18 protein-coding genes are annotated in these 17786 nt (G+C 65.3%); 13 read left to right on the forward strand and 5 right to left on the reverse strand.

Translation table 11 applies throughout. The annotated features are described in order from the left end of the window. Positions 1–135: 135 nt before the first annotated feature. Entirely contained in the window at positions 136–1377 is a 1242-nt protein-coding gene (locus QQL28_RS07875; protein WP_284263076.1) for an MFS transporter, read from the reverse strand. Positions 1378–1543: 166 nt separating this feature from the next. Here QQL28_RS07875 and QQL28_RS07880 point away from each other — a divergent pair, with 166 nt between their 5' ends. After that, complete coding sequence (locus tag QQL28_RS07880; protein ID WP_284263078.1) at positions 1544–2896, forward strand: Nramp family divalent metal transporter; 1353 nt, start codon at positions 1544–1546, stop codon at positions 2894–2896. A gap of 116 nt (positions 2897–3012) precedes the next feature. Here the strand turns inward: QQL28_RS07880 and QQL28_RS07885 are convergent, their stop codons facing one another. The 3 genes from QQL28_RS07885 to hemB form a co-directional block, all read right to left on the reverse strand. Beyond that, a complete protein-coding gene (locus tag QQL28_RS07885) occupies positions 3013–3789 on the reverse strand; it encodes an arginyltransferase (RefSeq protein ID WP_284263080.1) in 777 nt (258 codons plus the stop codon). 93 nt (positions 3790–3882) lie between these two features. Continuing rightward, positions 3883–4440, reverse strand: coding sequence for an RDD family protein (locus tag QQL28_RS07890; RefSeq protein WP_284263082.1), 558 nt, complete (start codon positions 4438–4440; stop codon positions 3883–3885). Between the two features lie 139 nt (positions 4441–4579). Next, positions 4580–5635 carry a porphobilinogen synthase gene (hemB, locus tag QQL28_RS07895; RefSeq protein ID WP_284263084.1) on the reverse strand — a complete coding sequence of 352 codons (1056 nt, stop codon included), beginning with the start codon at positions 5633–5635 and terminating at the stop codon, positions 4580–4582. A gap of 233 nt (positions 5636–5868) precedes the next feature. Between hemB and QQL28_RS07900 the strand changes: the two genes are divergently transcribed. From QQL28_RS07900 to QQL28_RS07955, 12 genes are all read left to right on the forward strand, one after another. Beyond that, entirely contained in the window at positions 5869–6354 is a 486-nt protein-coding gene (locus tag QQL28_RS07900; RefSeq protein ID WP_284263087.1) for a DUF6163 family protein, read from the forward strand. A 499-nt stretch (positions 6355–6853) separates the two neighbouring features. After that, positions 6854–7372: a transcriptional regulator LdtR gene (gene ldtR / locus QQL28_RS07905; protein ID WP_027522899.1), complete on the forward strand. Its 519-nt coding sequence runs from the start codon at positions 6854–6856 to the stop codon at positions 7370–7372. 201 nt (positions 7373–7573) lie between these two features. Beyond that, complete coding sequence (locus tag QQL28_RS07910) at positions 7574–7810, forward strand: hypothetical protein (protein WP_284263091.1); 237 nt, start codon at positions 7574–7576, stop codon at positions 7808–7810. A 37-nt stretch (positions 7811–7847) separates the two neighbouring features. After that, positions 7848–8069, forward strand: a complete 222-nt coding sequence (locus QQL28_RS07915; protein WP_254095674.1) for a hypothetical protein — start codon at positions 7848–7850, stop codon at positions 8067–8069. A 310-nt stretch (positions 8070–8379) separates the two neighbouring features. Next, a complete protein-coding gene (gene glyA, locus QQL28_RS07920) occupies positions 8380–9678 on the forward strand; it encodes a serine hydroxymethyltransferase (protein WP_284263098.1) in 1299 nt (432 codons plus the stop codon). Between the two features lie 17 nt (positions 9679–9695). Further along, positions 9696–10178, forward strand: a complete 483-nt coding sequence (gene nrdR / locus QQL28_RS07925; protein WP_283035759.1) for a transcriptional regulator NrdR — start codon at positions 9696–9698, stop codon at positions 10176–10178. Beyond that, the gene (gene ribD, locus QQL28_RS07930) at positions 10175–11332 is read left to right on the forward strand and encodes a bifunctional diaminohydroxyphosphoribosylaminopyrimidine deaminase/5-amino-6-(5-phosphoribosylamino)uracil reductase RibD (protein WP_284263101.1); all 1158 of its coding nucleotides are present in this window, start codon (positions 10175–10177) and stop codon (positions 11330–11332) included. The genes nrdR and ribD overlap by 4 nt, the downstream gene beginning before the upstream one ends. Next, complete coding sequence (locus QQL28_RS07935) at positions 11333–11941, forward strand: riboflavin synthase (RefSeq protein ID WP_284263103.1); 609 nt, start codon at positions 11333–11335, stop codon at positions 11939–11941. It abuts the gene before it with no gap. A 114-nt stretch (positions 11942–12055) separates the two neighbouring features. Beyond that, a complete protein-coding gene (ribH, locus tag QQL28_RS07940; protein WP_284263105.1) occupies positions 12056–12547 on the forward strand; it encodes a 6,7-dimethyl-8-ribityllumazine synthase in 492 nt (163 codons plus the stop codon). Between the two features lie 4 nt (positions 12548–12551). After that, a complete protein-coding gene (gene nusB, locus QQL28_RS07945) occupies positions 12552–13046 on the forward strand; it encodes a transcription antitermination factor NusB (RefSeq protein WP_284263106.1) in 495 nt (164 codons plus the stop codon). A gap of 142 nt (positions 13047–13188) precedes the next feature. Next, the gene (gene thiL, locus QQL28_RS07950) at positions 13189–14187 is read left to right on the forward strand and encodes a thiamine-phosphate kinase (protein WP_284263108.1); all 999 of its coding nucleotides are present in this window, start codon (positions 13189–13191) and stop codon (positions 14185–14187) included. A 217-nt stretch (positions 14188–14404) separates the two neighbouring features. Then, a complete protein-coding gene (locus tag QQL28_RS07955; RefSeq protein ID WP_284263110.1) occupies positions 14405–16525 on the forward strand; it encodes a sodium-translocating pyrophosphatase in 2121 nt (706 codons plus the stop codon). Between the two features lie 185 nt (positions 16526–16710). Here the strand turns inward: QQL28_RS07955 and QQL28_RS07960 are convergent, their stop codons facing one another. Continuing rightward, on the reverse strand, positions 16711–17712 hold the full coding sequence (locus tag QQL28_RS07960) for a Bug family tripartite tricarboxylate transporter substrate binding protein (RefSeq protein ID WP_284263112.1): 1002 nt from the start codon (positions 17710–17712) through the stop codon (positions 16711–16713). Positions 17713–17786: the final 74 nt, after the last annotated feature.

Below are 17786 nucleotides of genomic sequence, written 5' to 3' on the forward strand. Positions count from 1 at the left end.
ATTGCTTCGCTTCGCTCGCAATGACGAGGTGACGCTAAAGCGCGATGAGATTGGGATGAATCGTCATCGCGCTTTAGGTTGTTGTTTGAGTATGGTCTTTTCGGAAAACCGCTTCGCACTTTTCCGGATCATGCTCTAGCAGCGTACCGCTGCCGAGTCCCCAACCATCTCCGGCTGCCGGTCCAGCGCCACCGCAGGCGAGAGCCAGATCACCAGTGCCTGCACCGCGAAGATCGTGGCTGCGAGATAGAGGCACGCTTCCGCACTATAGAAGCCGCCGACGATCGCGCCGAGCGCCGAGCCGAGCGGGCGTGCGCCGTAGCTCATGATGTTGATGGCGGACACGCGGCCGAGCAGGCGCGGCGGCGTCACCGATTGACGCAGCGTCGTGGTCGAGATCACCCAGAGGATCGGGCCGACGCCGAGCAGGAAGAAGCTCAGGCCTGCGAGCCACGCCGCAGGCGCCAGCACCGTGAGTGCCATCACGAGGGCTGCAACGAACCCGGTCACCGGTCCAAGTCCGACCACGGTGCCGAAGGCGAAGCGCCGCATCACCCGCGTCGCGACCAACGCGCCGATCACCATGCCGACGCCGTACATCGCGAGCACCACGCCGACGCCTGCCGCGGACAGGCCGAGATGGCGCACCGCATAGGGCACGAACACCGCAAGCTGGAGGAACCAACCCGTGTTGAAGATGAACTGGGTGACGAACACCGGCCGCAGCAGCGGGTGATGGAAGACGAAGGCTGCGCCCTCGCGGATTTCCTGGAGCGGGTTCCGTCGCGGCACAGGTGTGCGCGCAGGCTCGTAGAGGCCGGCGAGCAGGACGACAGCGATCGCCGAAAGCGCGGCGGCGAATCCGAAGGCGGGGCTCGCCCCAAACCAGCCGACCAGTGTGCCGCCAAGCGCAGGGCCGGAGGCAAAGGCGATGGTGCGGGCGAGCTCGATCCGTGCGTTCGCAGCGGGCAAGGCGTCCGCCTGCACCAGCGAGGGCACCAGCGCAGGCGCCGTCACGCTGTAGACGACTGTGCCGCAGACCGCGGCAAAGCCCAGCGCGGCGAGTAGCGGCAGGTTGAGCGCGCCGAGCGCGATGAGGAGCACGATGGCCGCAAGCGCCGCGGCCCGCAGCGCCTCGGCACCGGCCATCAGCGCGCGCCGCGAGATGCGGTCTGCGAGCAGGCCGGCCGGAATCGCGAACAGCACGAATGGCAGGGTGAGGGCGGTCTGGAGCAGGCCGGTCTCGCCTTCGGCGACGCCCAGCGTCAGCACCGCGACGATGGGGGCGGCGGCGAGCGCGATCTGTTCCGCCGATTGCGCTGCGAGATTGGACCAGGCGAGCCGGTTGAACGTGTCCGGGAGAGGCGTCGTTGACATCGGTCATTCCCTGAATGTCGATCTGGAGGGCCAGTATTCGCCCCGAAGGGCCGCCAAACCCACCCGCTTCCTGACAAAGCGGGTTGCGGGCCTCCCGGGAACCATGCGGCTAGATGCAGTTGCAAATGAGTTGCAATAAGAGCCGAGTTCGGTATTCTCCCTGCCCATGGATGCCCGATCACCCGATTTGACCCCTGATGCAGCCGGCTGGCGCACTGACGCGCCCGCCAACAAGAGCCTGGCCGAGGTGAACGGCACGATCGCGATCCCCGCGGCTGCGGCGTGGTGGCGCCGGCTGCTCGCCTTTGTCGGTCCCGGCTATCTCGTCTCGGTCGGCTACATGGATCCCGGCAACTGGGCGACCGACCTCGCTGGCGGGTCGAAGTTCGGCTACACGCTGCTCTCGGTAATCCTGCTTTCGAACCTGATGGCGATCTTGCTCCAGTCGCTCGCAGCAAGACTCGGCATCGTCGCCGATCGCGACCTCGCGCAGGCCTGCCGCGCGACCTACTCGCCGGCGGTGAACTTGCTTTTGTGGCTGGCCTGCGAGGCCGCGATCATCGCCTGCGATCTCGCCGAGGTCATCGGCACTGCGATCGCGCTAAAACTGCTGTTCGGCATTCCCCTGATCGGCGGCGCGCTGATCGCTGCACTCGATGCCTTCCTGCTGCTGCTCCTGATGAACCGCGGCTTCCGCTTCCTGGAAGCCTTCGTCATCGCGTTGCTTGTCGTGATCGCGGTCTGCTTCGCGATTCAGATCGCAGCGGCGGCGCCGCCGGTCGCGGAGGTGATCCGCGGATTTGCGCCGCGGACGGAGATCTTCACCAATCCCGAGATGCTCTACATCGCGATCGGCATCATCGGTGCTACCGTGATGCCGCATAATCTCTACCTGCACTCCTCGATCGTGCAGACCCGCGCCTATGAGCGGACCGACGAAGGCCGGCGCGAGGCGATCACATGGGCGACGACGGACTCGACCATCGCCCTGATGCTGGCGCTGTTCATCAACGCCGCGATCCTCGTCGTTGCCGCTGCGACCTTCCACAAAAGTGGCCATGCCGACGTCGCCGAGATTGGCCAGGCCTTCGAGCTGCTGTCGCCGCTGCTTGGACTTGGCATTGCCTCGACGCTGTTCGCTGTGGCGCTGCTCGCCTCGGGCCTCAACTCCACGGTGACGGCAACGCTCGCTGGCCAGATCGTGATGGAGGGCTTTCTCGACCTGCGCCTGCCGAGCTGGGCACGCCGCCTGCTCACGCGCGGCATCGCCATCATTCCCGTGATCATCGTCACCGCGATCTATGGCGAGCGCGGCACGGCGGATTTGCTGGTGTTCAGCCAGGTCGTGCTGTCCATGCAGCTTCCCTTCGCGGTCATTCCGCTGGTCCGCTTCGTCTCCGACCGACGCAAGATGGGCAAGTTCGCGATTTCCCGCGGCGTCGCCGCGACCGCCTGGATCGTCGCCGGCGTCATCGTGATTTTGAACGTGAAGTTGTTGTTCGACACGATTTTTGGGTGACGTGCCCAAACCTTCGCTGTCGTTGCCCGGCTTGACCGGGCAACCCAGTACGCCGCGGCGGTAATAGATCTCGCTGTTTCTGGATGCCCCGCTTTCGCGGGGCATGACGGGCAGTTTCAATCCTGCGGCTCTGACGCCGTGTCGCCCTGTGCGTCGATGCGCAGCCATCCGGAAGGTGCGAGGCGCTGTTGCGGCAGGAAGCGCGCTTTGTAGTCCATCTTCTTGGAGCCCTCGATCCAGTAGCCGAGATAGACGTAGGGCAGGCCCTGGCGCCGGGCGCGGGCAATGTGGTCGAGGATCATGAAGGTTCCGAGCGACCGGCCGACCTGGCTCGGCTCGAAGAAGGAATAGACCATCGACAGACCGTCGCTGAGCACGTCGGTCAGCGCCACCGCGAGCAACTCCTCGCCGCGGCCGGTGATGCCGCTGTCGGGACCGCGCTTGCGGTACTCGATGATGCGGGTTTCGACATGGCTGTCCTCGACCATCATGGCGTAGTCGAGCACGGTCATGTCGGCCATGCCGCCATGGCGGTGGCGGGCGTCGAGATAGCCGCGGAACACCGAATACTGCTCGGAGGTGGGCACCGCGCTGCGCTGCTCGCCGATGACGTCGGCGTTGCGTGCCATCACCTTGCGGAAGTTGCGGGACGGGCGGAACTCATTGGCGACGACCCGGACCGAGACACAGGCCCGGCACTGGTCGCAGGCGGGCCGATAGGCGATCGACTGGCTGCGGCGGAAGCCGCCATGGGTCAGGAGATCGTTGAGGTCGCCGGCGCGGTCCCCCACAAGGTGTGTAAACACCTTGCGCTCATGCCGACCCGGAAGATACGGGCAGGGCGAGGGCGCCGTGAGGTAAAATTGGGGGGTGTCGCGCGAGTGCTGGGTCAAGGGACGTCGTGGGCCTCCGAACTGAGTATCAGCATCGCGCTACGGAGGCCCATGGTCAATCGGTCAGCTCACAAGGTGGTTTAAAGAGGCGCTCTAGTAGGTCCTGGCTGTGTGCGGCACGGGATAGCGGACCGAGTTGTTGATGACGATTGTTCCCAGCACGATGTCGTGCAACAGGCGCCGGCGACCGTTGAACAAGCCGACCAAGACTACGAACGGCGTCAGGAACGACATCGACACCCAGAACAGCACCGCGTGCATGGCGCCGAGCACGAAATAGCCGGGAGCCCCGTACCAGGTGCGCAACTCCAGATCCATCACCCGCATGCCGATTGTCGCGGAATGCGGGCCGCCGATGCAGGCGCCGTAATAGACCACGGCCCAGATCACCGAGGCCGGCCAGGCGAGCCAGAACAGCGCCCAGCCGAGGCCGAGCGTGACCACGCCGAACACGGCGATGAAGATGTAGCCGAGGATCACCGGGACAGAGATCACGATGAGGTCGATCAGGAAGGCGAACACCCGCCGGGTCGAGACGCCGCGGAACAACTCCGGCTGGAGGTAGGGATCATAGGCATGCGGCGGAACCCCGCCATCATTGCGCCAGGGACCCGAGTTGGGGCCTGAATTGCCCGAGTCCGAATACGACATGGTCCGTCCTCCCGATCGGAAACTCCCGTGGCAGCACATGGGATCAGGCCCTCCCCGTGCCAAGGGCGCGGGGATTAACAAGCGGAAATATTCCGGCGATTCGGGGGCGGTGGGACGAGGGAGCGCGTCCTATTGCTGCTTACTGCGCCCTGATCTTCTCCGCCGCCTTCGGCGCAAAGTACGTCAGGACACCGTCGGCGCCGGCGCGCTTGAACGCCAAAAGGCTTTCCATCATCGCGCGCTCGCCGTCGAGCCAGCCGTTGCCGGCGGCCGCCGCGATCATCGCGTATTCGCCGGAGACCTGGTAGGCAAAGGTCGGCATCGCAAAAGTGTCCTTCACCCGTCGCACGACGTCGAGATAGGGCATGCCGGGCTTCACCATCACCATGTCGGCTCCCTCGGCGATATCGAGCTCGACTTCGCGCAGCGCCTCGTCGGTGTTGGCGCTGTCCATCTGATAGGTGCGCTTGTCGCCCGTCAGCGTCTTGGCCGAGCCGATGGCGTCGCGGAACGGGCCGTAGAAGGCGGAGGCGTATTTCGCCGCATAAGCCATGATCTGCACGTCGAGGAGACCGGCATGGTCGAGCCCCTCGCGGATCGCACCGACGCGGCCGTCCATCATGTCGGAGGGCGCGATGATGTCGCAGCCGGCTTCTGCCTGCACCAGCGCCTGGCGCACGAGCACGGCGACCGTCTCGTCGTTCAGGATCCTGCCGTCGGCGATCAGGCCGTCATGGCCATGGCTGGTGAAGGGATCGAGCGCGACGTCGCAGAGGATGCCGATGTCAGGGAATTCCTTCTTGATCGCGCGCACGGCCTGGCAGACGAGGTTGTCCGGATTGGTCGCTTCCGAGCCGTGCTCGTCACGCAGCGACGGCTCGGTGTAGGGAAACAGCGCGAGGCAGGGGATGGTCAGCTTCATCGCGCGCTCCGCCTCACGCACCGCCTGGTCGACGCTGAGCCGCTCGACGCCCGGCATCGAGCTGATAGCCTCGCGCTTGTTGCTGCCGTCGATCAGGAACAGCGGCCAGATCAGGTCGTCCGTGGTGAGCACGTTCTCGCGCACCAGGCGCCGCGCCCATTCCGCCTTGCGGTTGCGGCGCGGTCGAACGGTCAGATCCAGGGCAGGGGCTGCGCTCGCGTTTCCGCGCGCCACCTCGCGCAATTCGATCGGACGTCCGTACTTGATCGCCATCGTAGGTATCTCCAGCGCGATGATGAGTCATCGCGCTTACTTGTTGTTTGAGCATGATCTTTTCGGAAAACCGCTGCACACTTTGCGCTAACGCGGCCCTTCGGGTCCGGATCATGCAGGAATAGAACTATTCTTATACCAGCTCGCATGGTTCCCGTCACCGCGGCTTGACCTTCCGCAAGCCGGTACCACACCGATTGATTTTGCCGGGCGAAGCGGCCAGAAGGGGAGCCATGTCCGAGATCTCAACCCGCGATGCCGCCCGCGACGGCGCCAGGGACAACGCCAGAGACAGCGCCATGTCGGTGGCCGCGCTGTCGTCCGAGCGGCCCGAGTCCGACGAGAACGTCTGGACGCGGCGGCTCGTGCTGTTCCTGCGCGTGATGGCGCTGCTCTCGATCCTGAAGGGCCTCTATCACTGGGCGCAGGTGACGGGCTTCGTCGGCGGCGAGGATGATGCGTTCGAGAACCAGTCGATGGCCTGGCAGGCTGCAACCGTCTACTTCGCCGTGATCGAGCTCGTCGCCGCCGTCGGCCTGTGGCTCGCCACACCCTGGGGCGCGGTCGTATGGCTGACGACGGTGGTGTCGATGGCGGTGATCGAATTGATGTTCCCCGGCATCTATGGCGGCAGCCTCGTCGTGGTCGCGGCCGAAGCCTTGATGCTCGCCGCCTATCTCGCGCTCGCCTGGATGGCCGCGCGCGAGCGCCCGCCATAGCGATGGTCTCCGTGGCCCCGACGCAGCGCAGCGCGAAAGCGTTGCGCTGCTGAGCCGGGGCCTATTCTTTCCACGACTTTCTCGCTGGACGTTTGGATCCCGGCTCTGCAGTGCGTCACTTCGTGCCGCACTGCGTCCGGGACACGAGAGCGCTGTTCGTGGTTGATCATTGGTTGCCTACAATTTGCGGCAAGTTTTCGCGGATTCCGTGTGATCCGCCACAGCTGTTACGCTCCCGTTTCGAAACAGGGCAGGGCTGTTCTGGAATGCGACAAGGTGTGCGCACGGAGGGTGAACAGGACCTTGCCACCGTCAACAGAGGGTTGCGAAAAGTCCTTGCCGCACAGGCTTAATCCGCGATTCACTGTCTTAAATTCATGATCTCTTTATTCTCTTATTTAAGCTGATCTTCAAACGCCTCCCCTTAAGTTGCGGCTATCAGGCGGGACAAAAGTTTCGTCGAATAAGTGTCGACAAAAACGACAACAGGGGAAGTGTCATGATGAAAGCCGTCGCAACCGCGGCAGATACCGCGGAGCGCGTCGCCGGCCAGCAGGGCTCGGTGCAGTCGCTCTATCTGGAAGCTTTGACTCTTGTTGAGCGGCTGCATCGCCGCCTGCTCGACGTCATCAAGGATGAGTTCGATCGTCGCGGCCGCGCCGACATCAACTCGGTGCAGGCGCTGCTGCTCTACAACATCGGCGACAAGGAGCTGACCGCGGGCGAGTTGCGCACGCGCGGCTACTATCTCGGCTCCAACGTCTCCTACAATTTGAAGAAGCTCGTCGAGCTCGGCTTCCTCGATCATCAGCGCTCGCGCGTTGATCGTCGCTCGGTGCGCATCCGCCTGACCCCGCAGGGCCAGGAAGTTCGCCGCATCGTCGACGCGCTCTACCAGAAGCACGTCAAGACGGTCGAGCAGGTCGGCGGCATCTCGGGCGAGGAGTTCTCTACGCTCAACAAGTCGCTGCATCGCCTCGAGCGGTTCTGGACCGATCAGATCCTGTATCGGCTCTGATTTCTTTCGAAGGGACCAAGGCCAAGCCGGCCCTAAACAAGACCGGCGCGCCTCCCGGACGTGCTTAAACTTCCCCAATCGCGCCGGCCCGGCTTTGCCCGGACCGGCGCGTTTTGTGTTTTTGCATCTGCGAAAAAAGCTGCGCCTTTGCGGAACCAGCCGCCGGTTCGCGGCTTATCTCCTTCGGATCGGAGGCGTGCGATGCTGGTCGAGCGCGGACTACAGACGATGAACGTGGAGATCGTGAGCGAGGCCTATGCCATCGCCGCGAATTATCTGCGTCGCGCCGGCGCGCTTCCCGATACGCTCGTCACCGATGAGCGGCTGCTGAAGATCATCGTGCAGCTGTTCCAGCATGGCGAATTCAACAAGATCAGGCTCGCCAACAAGGCGATCGCCAAATTCGAGGCGGCCTTCGAGGCCGACGCGTTTGCCTGACAGCATTCCCCGAAATTCAGATCAAGCAGAGGATGCCATGGAAGCCGCGATCGACCGCATCATGCAGACCTATGACCTCTTGGCGAACCGCACCGCTGCGGCGAGCGAGGAGGCGAGGGCCAAGGTGACGAACTACCTCAATACGCTGGTTGAGGCGGGCGAGAAGGACACGCATCGGTTGACGGTCTGCGGCCTCACCTATCTGCGTCAGCTCGACGGCAGCATCGACCCGGTGAAGGCGGGTTATACGGGGCTGTAGGGGCAGGGGCGGCCAAGTCCACCCCCGCGGGGCCGGGGAATCGGCCGCCCGCGGGTCGGGGAGCCCCGTGGTCGGGCGTGATGACGGCATCCGTTGTCGATTGGGGAGCGCCGCGGCGCGAGCAGCCTCGTACGGCCCCAGGGCCTCCAAATCCCCGCGATCCCCACCATATCTGGCATAATTGTCGCCCCGGACCCGCAAATGCTTGGCCGGCGAGGGCCGATGTGGTAGATCGCGCGTGCTTCCAACCGCCAAACAAGACCGACCGTAGCCCGCCAAAAAAGGCTGCGGCGGTGGAGATATTCGCAAGATGACTTCCGCCAAAAGCGCCTCCGCGCCCGATTCGTTTTTTACGGCCTCCGTTGAGCAGGCCGATCCGGAAATCGCCGCCGCCATCAAGGGCGAGCTCGGCCGTCAGCGCCATGAGATCGAGCTGATCGCCTCGGAGAACATCGTCAGCCGGGCCGTGCTGGAAGCGCAGGGTTCGGTGATGACCAACAAATATGCGGAAGGTTACCCAGGCGCGCGGTACTATGGCGGTTGCGAATGGGTTGACGTTGCCGAGAACCTCGCGATCGATCGCGCCAAGCGTCTCTTCGGCGCCAACTTCGCCAACGTGCAGCCGAATTCCGGCAGCCAGATGAACCAGGCCGTGTTCCTGGCGCTGATGCAGCCCGGCGACACTTTCATGGGCCTCGACCTCGCCGCTGGCGGCCATCTCACGCACGGCTCGCCCGTCAACATGAGCGGCAAATGGTTCAAGGCCGCGCACTACACGGTGCGGCGCGAGGACCAGATCATCGATATGGACGCGGTGGCCAAGCAGGCCGAGCAGGTGAAGCCGAAGCTGATCATCGCCGGCGGCTCCGCCTATTCGCGCGCTTGGGACTTCAAGCGCTTCCGCGAGATCGCCGACAGCGTCGGTGCCTATCTGCTGGTCGACATGGCGCATTTCGCCGGCCTCGTCGCCGGTGGCGTGCATGCCTCGCCGGTGCCCCATGCGCACGTCACCACCACCACGACCCACAAGTCGCTGCGCGGTCCGCGCGGTGGCCTGATCCTGTGGAATGACGAGACGCTGACCAAGAAGCTCAACTCGGCGATCTTCCCGGGCCTCCAGGGCGGTCCGCTGATGCATGTGATTGCGGCGAAGGCGGTCGCCTTCGGCGAGGCGCTGCGGCCGGACTTCAAGGTCTACGCGAAAAACATCGTCGAGAATGCCAAGGCGCTGGCCGAGACTCTGAAGAGCCACGGCTTCGACATCGTCTCCGGCGGCACCGACAACCATCTGATGCTGGTTGACCTCAGGCCGAAGGGCCTGAAGGGTAACGCCTCGGAGAAGGCGCTGGTCCGTGCGGCCATTACCTGCAACAAGAACGGCATTCCCTTCGACCCCGAGACGCCGTTCGTCACCTCGGGCCTGCGTCTCGGCACGCCGGCGGCGACCACCCGCGGCTTCGGCGTCGCCGAGTTCAAGCAGGTCGGCGGCATGATCGCTGAAGTCCTGAACGCGATCGCGCAGTCCTCCGACGGCAAGGCGCCGCTGGTGGAAGCCGCGATCAAGGAACGGGTCAAGGCGCTCACCGATCGCTTCCCGATCTACCAGTAAGGCCGGATAACAAGCGGATGCGCTGTCCAAACTGCAATAGTCTCGATACGCAGGTTAAGGACTCGCGTCCGACCGAGGACTCGTCCGTGATCCGCAGGCGGCGCATCTGCGTCGCCTGCAATTTCCGCTTCACCACCTTCGAGCGCGTGCAGCTGCGCGAGCTCACCGTGATCAAGCGCAACGGCCGCCGCGTGCCGTTCGACCGCGACAAGCTGATGCGCTCGGTGCAGATCTCCTTGCGCAAGCGGCCGGTCGAGCCCGAGCGGGTGGAGAAGATGGTCTCTGCCATCGTGCGCGAGCTCGAGACGTCAGGCGAAGCCGAGATCTCCTCGGAGGTGATCGGCGAGACGGTGATGGAGCATCTGCGCACGCTCGACGACGTCGCCTATGTGCGCTTCGCCTCCGTCTACCGCAATTTCCGCGAGGCCAAGGATTTTGCCGACGTGCTCGGCGAGCTCTCCGGTGAGGAGGAAGCGCGGCTCGCCGCGATACGCAAATGATCTTCCGCATTCTGGAGGATCAGCTCGCGCAGAAGGCGCAAAAGGAAAAAGAATCCAGGGACGCTGATCGCCGCTTCATGCAGCTTGCGTTGGCGCTTGGTCGGCGCGGGCAGGGGCGTACCTGGCCGAACCCCGCCGTCGGTGCGGTCATCGTCAAGGACGGTGTGATCGTCGGGCGCGGCTGGACGCAGCCGGGAGGCAGACCGCATGCCGAGCCGGAGGCGCTGCGGCGCGCGGGCGAGGCGGCCCGCGGCGCGACGCTCTACGTCACGCTCGAACCCTGCTCGCATTTCGGCAAGTCGCCGCCTTGCGCGGACGCCGTGATCGCGGCCGGCATCAAGCGCGTGGTGGCGGCGATCGAGGATCCCAATCCGGAGGTCGCAGGACAAGGCCACGCGCGTGTGCGCGCCGCCGGCATCACCGTCGATGTGGGGCTCTGTGCTGCGGAAGCGGCCTACGACCATGCCGGCCATTTCCGCCGCATCCGTGACAAGCGCCCGCAGGTGATCCTGAAGCTCGCGGTCTCGCCCGACGACAAGATTGGCGCAGCCGGCGGCAAGCCGGTCGCGATCACGGGGGAGGCCGCGCGCAACCGCGTGCACCTGCTGCGTGCGCAGAGCGATGCCATCCTGGTCGGCATCGGCACGGTGCTTGCGGACGATCCGCGTCTGACCTGCCGCCTGCCGGGCATGGAGGAGCGTTCTCCCGCGCGCATCGTGCTCGACCGGAATTTGCGCATTCCGGCGTCGAGCCAGCTCGTCCATTCCGCACGCGAGACGGCACTGTGGGTGATCGGCTCGGAGCTGGCAGAAGCCGCCGCAGCCACGCGGTTGGGTGCGGCCGGTGCCCAGGTCATGCGCATGCCGCCGGGCAGCACGCCGGGGCTCGATCTTCCTGCGGTGCTGCACGCGCTGGCCGAGCTGGGCATCACGCGGCTGATGGTCGAGGGCGGCAGCCACGTGGCCTCGTCCTTCGCCGCGGCCGATCTGGTGGATGAAATTTGGCTGTTCCGCGGGACGGAAGCCATCGGCGCCGGCGGCGTCGATGCGCTCGATGCATTGCCCCTGTCGAAAATCACGCAGTCGGCCGCCTTCAGGGTTCATGCTAGCGAAACATTCGACAGGGATACTCTCACCATCTACGAGCGCGCTTAAATGTTCACCGGCATTGTCACTGATATCGGCGAGATCGTCAGCCTGACGCCGACGGCGCAGGGCCAGTTGCATCGCTTGCGCATCGCCTGCCGCTATGATCGTGCGACCATCGCCGATGGCGCCTCGATCGCCTGCAACGGCGTCTGCCTGACGGTGGTGGCTTCCGGCGTCGAAGGCGGCAAGACCTGGTTCGACGTCGACGCCGCGGCCGAGACGCTGGCGCTGACGACGGCCAAGCACTGGAAGGTGGGCACCAAGCTCAACCTCGAGCGCGCGCTGAAGATCGGCGACGAGCTCGGCGGCCATATCGTCGCAGGTCACGCCGACGGGATTGCGACCCTCGTCAGTCGCGAGGACCTGCCCGACATGGCGCGGTTCGAGCTCAAGACCACGCGGGAGCTCGCGCGCTTCATCGCGACCAAGGGCTCGATCACGCTGGACGGCGTGTCCCTGACCATCAATACGGTCAGGGACGTGACCTTTTCCGTCCTGATCATTCCGCACACCCTCAGCGTCACAACCATCGGTGCCTGGCGCGCCGGGGACGAGGTCAATATCGAGGTCGACCTGATGGCCCGCTATGCGGCGCGGCTGACCGAAATGAAGTAGCGGCAAGCAAAAGATCGTCATGCGCGGGCTTGACCCGCGCATCCATCCTCTTAAGAGGAGGCATGATCCGATGGATTGCCGGGTCAAGCCCGGCAACGACAGAGTAGGTGTTAAATGGCAGACGCGCGGCGCGCACCCCTGAAGGACCAGACCGACATTTCCGGCGCGCGTGCGCTGATTGTCGAAGCGCGCTTCTATGACGACCTCCAGGATGCGCTTTTGGAAGGCGCGGTCGCCGAGTTGAAGGCGGCCGGCCTCACCCATGACGTGATCACGGTTCCCGGAGCGCTGGAAATCCCCGCAGCCGTGGCCATCGCGGTCGATGCTGCCGCGAGCAACGGGAAGCCCTATGACGCCGTGATTGCGCTCGGCTGCGTGATCCGCGGCGACACCATCCACTTCGAAATCGTCTCGCAGGAATCCTCGCGCGCGCTGATGGATCTTGCCGTGGCGCGCAAGCTGCCGCTCGGCAATGGCATCCTCACCGTCAACACCGAGGAACAGGCCTGGGCGCGGGCGCGCGCCAGCGAGCTCAACAAGGGCGGCGATGCCGCGCGCGCGGCGCTTGCCATGCTGCGCATCAAGCGCCGCCTGGCGCGGACCTAAGGCCATGGCGGACACCAGCAAAAAACAGCCGGGCGGCGTGGAGAAGAAAGCGAACCGGCGCGGTGCCGCGCGGCTCGCGGCCGTGCAGGCGCTCTACCAGATGGACATTGCGGGCGCTGGGATCAACGACATCTTCGCCGAGTTCGAGAGCCATTGGCTCGGCAACGAGGTCGAAGGCGATAAGTATCTGCCGGCGGAAGCTGCCTTCTTTCGCGACGTCGTCTCGGGCGTCGTGCGCGACCAGAAGAAGCTCGATCCGCTGATCGACGAGGCGCTGTCGAAGGGCTGGCCTCTGAAGCGCATCGAGGCGATCCTGCGCGCCGTGCTGCGGGCAGGGGCCTATGAATTGGAACATCGCAAGGACGTGCCGGGCCGCGTTGTGGTCTCCGAATATGTCGACGTTGCCAACGCCTTCGTCGATCGCGAGGAGACCGGCATGGTCAACGCGGTGCTCGACCAGATCGGCCGCCACTTTCGCGGCGACGAGTTCGGGCGGTAGGAGTTACACATTCCGCTGTCATCACCCGCGAAAGCGGGTGATCCAGTACGCCGCGGCAGCGGTACTTGATATCAGGCGTCTCGGCGTACTGGATCGCCCGGTCAAGCCGGGCGATGACGCCGGTGGTCGGGGCTGAACATCGATGGCGAACCCGCAACATCCCTCCGGCGAAGACTCCCTCATCGCGCGCTATTTCAAGCCGCTGGCGACTGACCCCGGTGCGTTCGGGCTCGTCGATGATGCCGCCATCCTGAAATCTTCGGGCGAGGACATCGTCGTCACCACGGACGCCGTGGTCGAAGGCGTGCATTATCTTGCGGACGATCCGCCCGACACCATCGCCCGCAAGGCGCTGCGGGTGAACCTGTCCGACCTTGCGGCCAAGGGCGCGACGCCTGCGGGCTTCGTGCTGACGCTGGCGCTGCGCACCAAGGACGATGGCTGGCTGAAGCCATTCGCCGATGCGCTGGGCGAGGACGCCAGGAGCTTCGCGTGCCCGCTGCTCGGCGGGGACACGGTCTCCACGCCAGGACCGCAGATGATCTCGATCACCGCCTTCGGCCGCGTGCAGTCGGGGCGCATGGTCGGCCGCACCGGTGCCATGGCCGGCGACCGCATCATCGTGACAGGCACGATTGGCGATGCCGCACTCGGCCTCGACGTGCTCAAGGGCGGCGCTGCCGCGAAGGCGCTGGCGTCCGATCCGGCCGCGCGGGATATCCTGGTCGCACGCTACCGCATCCCGCAGCCCCGCAATGTGCTGGCGCAGGCCGTGCGCGACTATGCGAGCGCTGCGATGGATGTCTCCGACGGGCTTGCCGGCGACCTCGCCAAGCTCTGCGCAGCCTCAGGCGTGTCAGCCACGATCGATACGGTCAGCGTACCGCTGTCGGCGCCGACCGCCGGTCTCGTTGCGCGCGGCGCCGTCGGGATCGAGGCGCTGCTGTCCGGTGGCGATGACTATGAGCTTTTGTGCACTCTTCCCGAAGCGCGCTGCGCCGACCTGATTGCGGCCGGGCGGGCGGCAGGCGTGGCCGTGACCGCCATCGGAACGATAGTGCCGGGAAATGAGGCGCCGCGCTTCCTGGATGGCGCGGGCGGGGAACTGGTCCTCAAGCGGCTGTCCTACAGCCACTTCTAGGAATTTCCGCGAAACGGGTGGCTTCGATCTAAATACCTGCCGAGATCGACGATTTTCGCGCCTCCGGCGTTGCACGGGCATGGCGATTTTGGCAAGGTCCCCGGCCATCGGGGCTGCTCCTTTTTGGGGAGGCGCGGTCCCGCTTTAAGGCGCCACTCCGTCACAACGGGAAAAAATCGGCGCTGGGGGTACATCAAGGATCTGAGGCAAAATTCACATGACAGCATTATGGTTGATAGTGCTCTGCGGAGTGCTCTCTATCGTCTACGCGATCTGGGCGACGTCTTCGGTGTTGGGTGCGGATGCGGGGTCGCCGCGCATGCAGGAAATCGCCGGAGCGGTCCGCGAAGGCGCGCAGGCCTACCTGCGACGCCAGTACACGACGATCGGCATCGTCGGCATCGTCATCTTCCTGCTGCTTGCCTATTTCCTGGGTATCTATGTCGCCGTCGGCTTTGCCATCGGCGCCATCCTGTCGGGGGCGGCCGGCTTCATCGGCATGAACGTCTCGGTCCGCGCCAATGTGCGCACCGCCCAGGCCGCGACGACGTCGCTTGCCGGCGGTCTCGAGCTCGCCTTCAAGGCGGGTGCCATCACCGGCCTTCTTGTGGCGGGCCTCGCGCTCCTCGGCGTGACGCTCTATTTCGGCTTCCTGACCTACTCGCTGAAGCTTGCGCCTGACAGCCGCACCGTGGTCGACGCCATGGTGGCGCTCGGCTTCGGCGCCTCGCTGATCTCGATCTTCGCCCGTCTGGGCGGCGGCATCTTCACCAAGGGTGCGGACGTCGGCGGCGACCTCGTCGGCAAGGTCGAGGCCGGCATCCCCGAGGACGATCCGCGCAACCCGGCGACGATCGCCGACAACGTCGGCGACAACGTCGGCGACTGCGCCGGCATGGCGGCCGACCTGTTCGAGACCTATGCGGTGACCGCGGTCGCCACCATGGTTTTGGCGGCGATCTTCTTCGCCAAGACGCCGATCCTCGCCAGCATGATGACGCTGCCGCTCGCGATCGGCGGCATCTGCATCATCACCTCGATCATCGGCACCTTCTTCGTGAAGCTCGGGCCGAGCCAGTCGATCATGGGCGCACTCTACAAGGGCCTGATCGCAACCGGCGTCCTGTCGCTGATCGGCATCGCCGGCGTGATCTACTACCTGATCGGCTTCGGCAAGCTCGACGGCGTCGACTACACCGGCATGGCGCTGTTCGAATGCGGCGTGGTCGGCCTGATCGTCACCGCGCTGATCATCTGGATCACCGAGTACTACACCGGCACCGACTATCGTCCGGTGAAGTCGATCGCCCAGGCGTCGGTGACCGGCCACGGCACCAACGTGATCCAGGGCCTCGCGGTCTCGATGGAAGCGACCGCGCTGCCCGCGATCGTCATCATCGCCGGCATCCTCGTCACCTACAGCCTTGCCGGCCTGTTCGGCATCGCGATCGCGACCGCGACCATGCTGGCGCTCGCCGGCATGGTCGTCGCGCTCGACGCCTTCGGCCCGGTGACCGACAACGCCGGCGGCATCGCCGAGATGGCGGGTCTGCCCAAGGAGGTGCGCAAGTCGACCGACGCGCTCGACGCGGTCGGCAACACGACCAAGGCGGTGACCAAGGGCTACGCGATCGGCTCCGCCGGTCTCGGCGCGCTGGTGCTGTTCGCGGCCTACAACCAGGACCTCAAGTTCTTCGTTGCGGACTCCGCGCACCACACCTACTTCGCCGGCGTCAATCCGGACTTCTCGCTCAACAATCCGTACGTGGTGGTCGGCCTGCTGTTCGGCGGCCTGCTGCCGTATCTGTTCGGCGCGATGGGCATGACCGCGGTCGGCCGTGCGGCCGGCGCGATCGTGGAAGAGGTGCGGCGTCAGTTCCGCGAGAAGCCGGGCATCATGCAGGGTACCGACAAGCCGGACTACGGCAAGGCGGTCGACCTGCTGACCAAGGCGGCGATCAAGGAGATGATCATCCCCTCGCTGCTGCCGGTGCTGTCGCCGATCGTCGTCTACTTCGTGATCTATGCGATCTCGGGCGGCGGCGCGGCCGGCAAGTCGGCGGCGTTCTCGGCCGTCGGCGCCATGCTGCTCGGCGTGATCGTGACGGGCCTGTTCGTCGCGATCTCGATGACCTCGGGCGGCGGTGCCTGGGACAACGCCAAGAAGTACATCGAGGACGGCCATTTTGGCGGCAAGGGCTCCGACGCCCACAAGTCCGCCGTGACCGGCGACACCGTCGGCGATCCCTACAAGGATACGGCGGGCCCCGCGGTCAACCCGATGATCAAGATCACCAACATCGTGGCGCTCTTGCTGCTGGCGATCCTCGCGCACTGAGCGGCGAGCACATCTCGAGACAAAACCCCGCGGCGCGCGCCGCGGGGTTTTTGTTTGGTGGGCCAGGGACCTCTCACCACGTCATTGCGAGCGAAGCGAAGCAATCCAGAGTCTTTCCGCGGAGACGGTCTGGATTGCTTCGCTTCGCTCGCAATGACGGTGGTGGTTAGCGCTCGGCTCGATCCCTACTGCACGTCCATCTGCAGCCCTTCCTTCTGGATGATGCTGGCGAATTTCTTCGTCTCGGCGTCCACGAAGGCGGAGAACTGCTCTGGCGTGCCGTAGTCGGCGCGGGCGCCCATGGCGGCAATGTTCTTCTTGATATCGTCGCGCTCCAGCATCGCCTTGACCTGAAGGTTCAGTGCCTCGAGCACCGCTGCGGGCACGTTCTTCGGCAGGAACACGCCGAACCAGGACGACACGTCGAAATTGGCAAGCTCCGGCGCGCTCTCGCGCATGGTCGGAAGGTTGGGCGCGAGCTCGCTGCGCTCCGGCGTGGTGACACAGAGCCCGTTGAGCGTGCCGTTCTGCACCTGAGGCAGGCTCGGATAGAGGTTGTCGAACAGGATCTGGATGTCGCCGGCGAGCGCCGCCTGGAGCGCGGGGCCGGCGCCGCGGAACGGGATGTGCGTCATCTTCAGCCCGGTGAGCTGGAGAAACCAGGCGCCGGTGAGGTGAGGGCTCTGGCCGACGCCGGAGGAGGCGTAGCTGAACTTGTCCGGATTGGCCTTGAGGAAGGCGATCAGCTCCGGGATCGACTTGATGCCGCTCTTCGGATGCGCCGAGACGATGTTCGGGATCCGGATCATGTTGGAGACAGTCTGAAGCTGGTCGGCCTTGTAGCTGAGGTTCTTGAAGATGCTGTAGGCGATCGCGTTGGGGCCGGGATTGCCGATGAGGATGGTGTGGCCATCCGCCTTGGCGCGCACGGCTTCCGCGGTGCCGATGGTGCCGCCGCCGCCCGAGCGGTTCTCCACGACCGCCGACTGGCCCCAGGCGGCTTGCAGATGCGCCGCGAGCAGCCGTCCCATGACGTCGGTCGAGCCGCCGGCGGCTGCCGGCACGATGATGCGGATGTTCTCGGTGGGCTTCCAGCCCGCCAGGCTCGTGCGCGGCAGGATCGCCGCGGTCGACAGGGCTGCCGCGCCGGTCAGCAAGCGCCGGCGGGAAAACGATGTCCTGGTCACGAATCCACTCCCTGCCTCTTGTTTTGCAGGGAGCGTAGGGAACGCGGCGCACTACCGCAAGCAGCGCGGAGCGG

It is taken from the genome of Bradyrhizobium iriomotense (genome assembly GCF_030160715.1).
In the GTDB taxonomy this organism is placed as follows: Bacteria; Pseudomonadota; Alphaproteobacteria; order Rhizobiales; family Xanthobacteraceae; genus Bradyrhizobium; species Bradyrhizobium iriomotense.

Bases quoted from the DNA above. Each gene is read 5' to 3' on its own strand.
- ldtR (WP_027522899.1), top strand. From the start codon at position 6,854: ATGATGAAAGCCGTCGCAACCGCGGCAGATACCGCGGAGCGCGTCGCC.
- QQL28_RS07915 (WP_254095674.1), top strand. From the start codon at position 7,848: ATGGAAGCCGCGATCGACCGCATCATGCAGACCTATGACCTCTTGGCG.
- QQL28_RS07955 (WP_284263110.1), top strand. From the start codon at position 14,405: ATGACAGCATTATGGTTGATAGTGCTCTGCGGAGTGCTCTCTATCGTC.
- nrdR (WP_283035759.1), top strand. From the start codon at position 9,696: ATGCGCTGTCCAAACTGCAATAGTCTCGATACGCAGGTTAAGGACTCG.
- ribH (WP_284263105.1), top strand. From the start codon at position 12,056: ATGGCAGACGCGCGGCGCGCACCCCTGAAGGACCAGACCGACATTTCC.
- thiL (WP_284263108.1), top strand. From the start codon at position 13,189: ATGGCGAACCCGCAACATCCCTCCGGCGAAGACTCCCTCATCGCGCGC.
- ribD (WP_284263101.1), top strand. From the start codon at position 10,175: ATGATCTTCCGCATTCTGGAGGATCAGCTCGCGCAGAAGGCGCAAAAG.
- nusB (WP_284263106.1), top strand. From the start codon at position 12,552: ATGGCGGACACCAGCAAAAAACAGCCGGGCGGCGTGGAGAAGAAAGCG.
- hemB (WP_284263084.1), bottom strand. From the start codon at position 5,635: ATGGCGATCAAGTACGGACGTCCGATCGAATTGCGCGAGGTGGCGCGC.
- QQL28_RS07880 (WP_284263078.1), top strand. From the start codon at position 1,544: ATGGATGCCCGATCACCCGATTTGACCCCTGATGCAGCCGGCTGGCGC.
- QQL28_RS07935 (WP_284263103.1), top strand. From the start codon at position 11,333: ATGTTCACCGGCATTGTCACTGATATCGGCGAGATCGTCAGCCTGACG.
- QQL28_RS07900 (WP_284263087.1), top strand. From the start codon at position 5,869: ATGTCCGAGATCTCAACCCGCGATGCCGCCCGCGACGGCGCCAGGGAC.
- QQL28_RS07910 (WP_284263091.1), top strand. From the start codon at position 7,574: ATGCTGGTCGAGCGCGGACTACAGACGATGAACGTGGAGATCGTGAGC.
- QQL28_RS07890 (WP_284263082.1), bottom strand. From the start codon at position 4,440: ATGTCGTATTCGGACTCGGGCAATTCAGGCCCCAACTCGGGTCCCTGG.
- glyA (WP_284263098.1), top strand. From the start codon at position 8,380: ATGACTTCCGCCAAAAGCGCCTCCGCGCCCGATTCGTTTTTTACGGCC.
- QQL28_RS07875 (WP_284263076.1), bottom strand. From the start codon at position 1,377: ATGTCAACGACGCCTCTCCCGGACACGTTCAACCGGCTCGCCTGGTCC.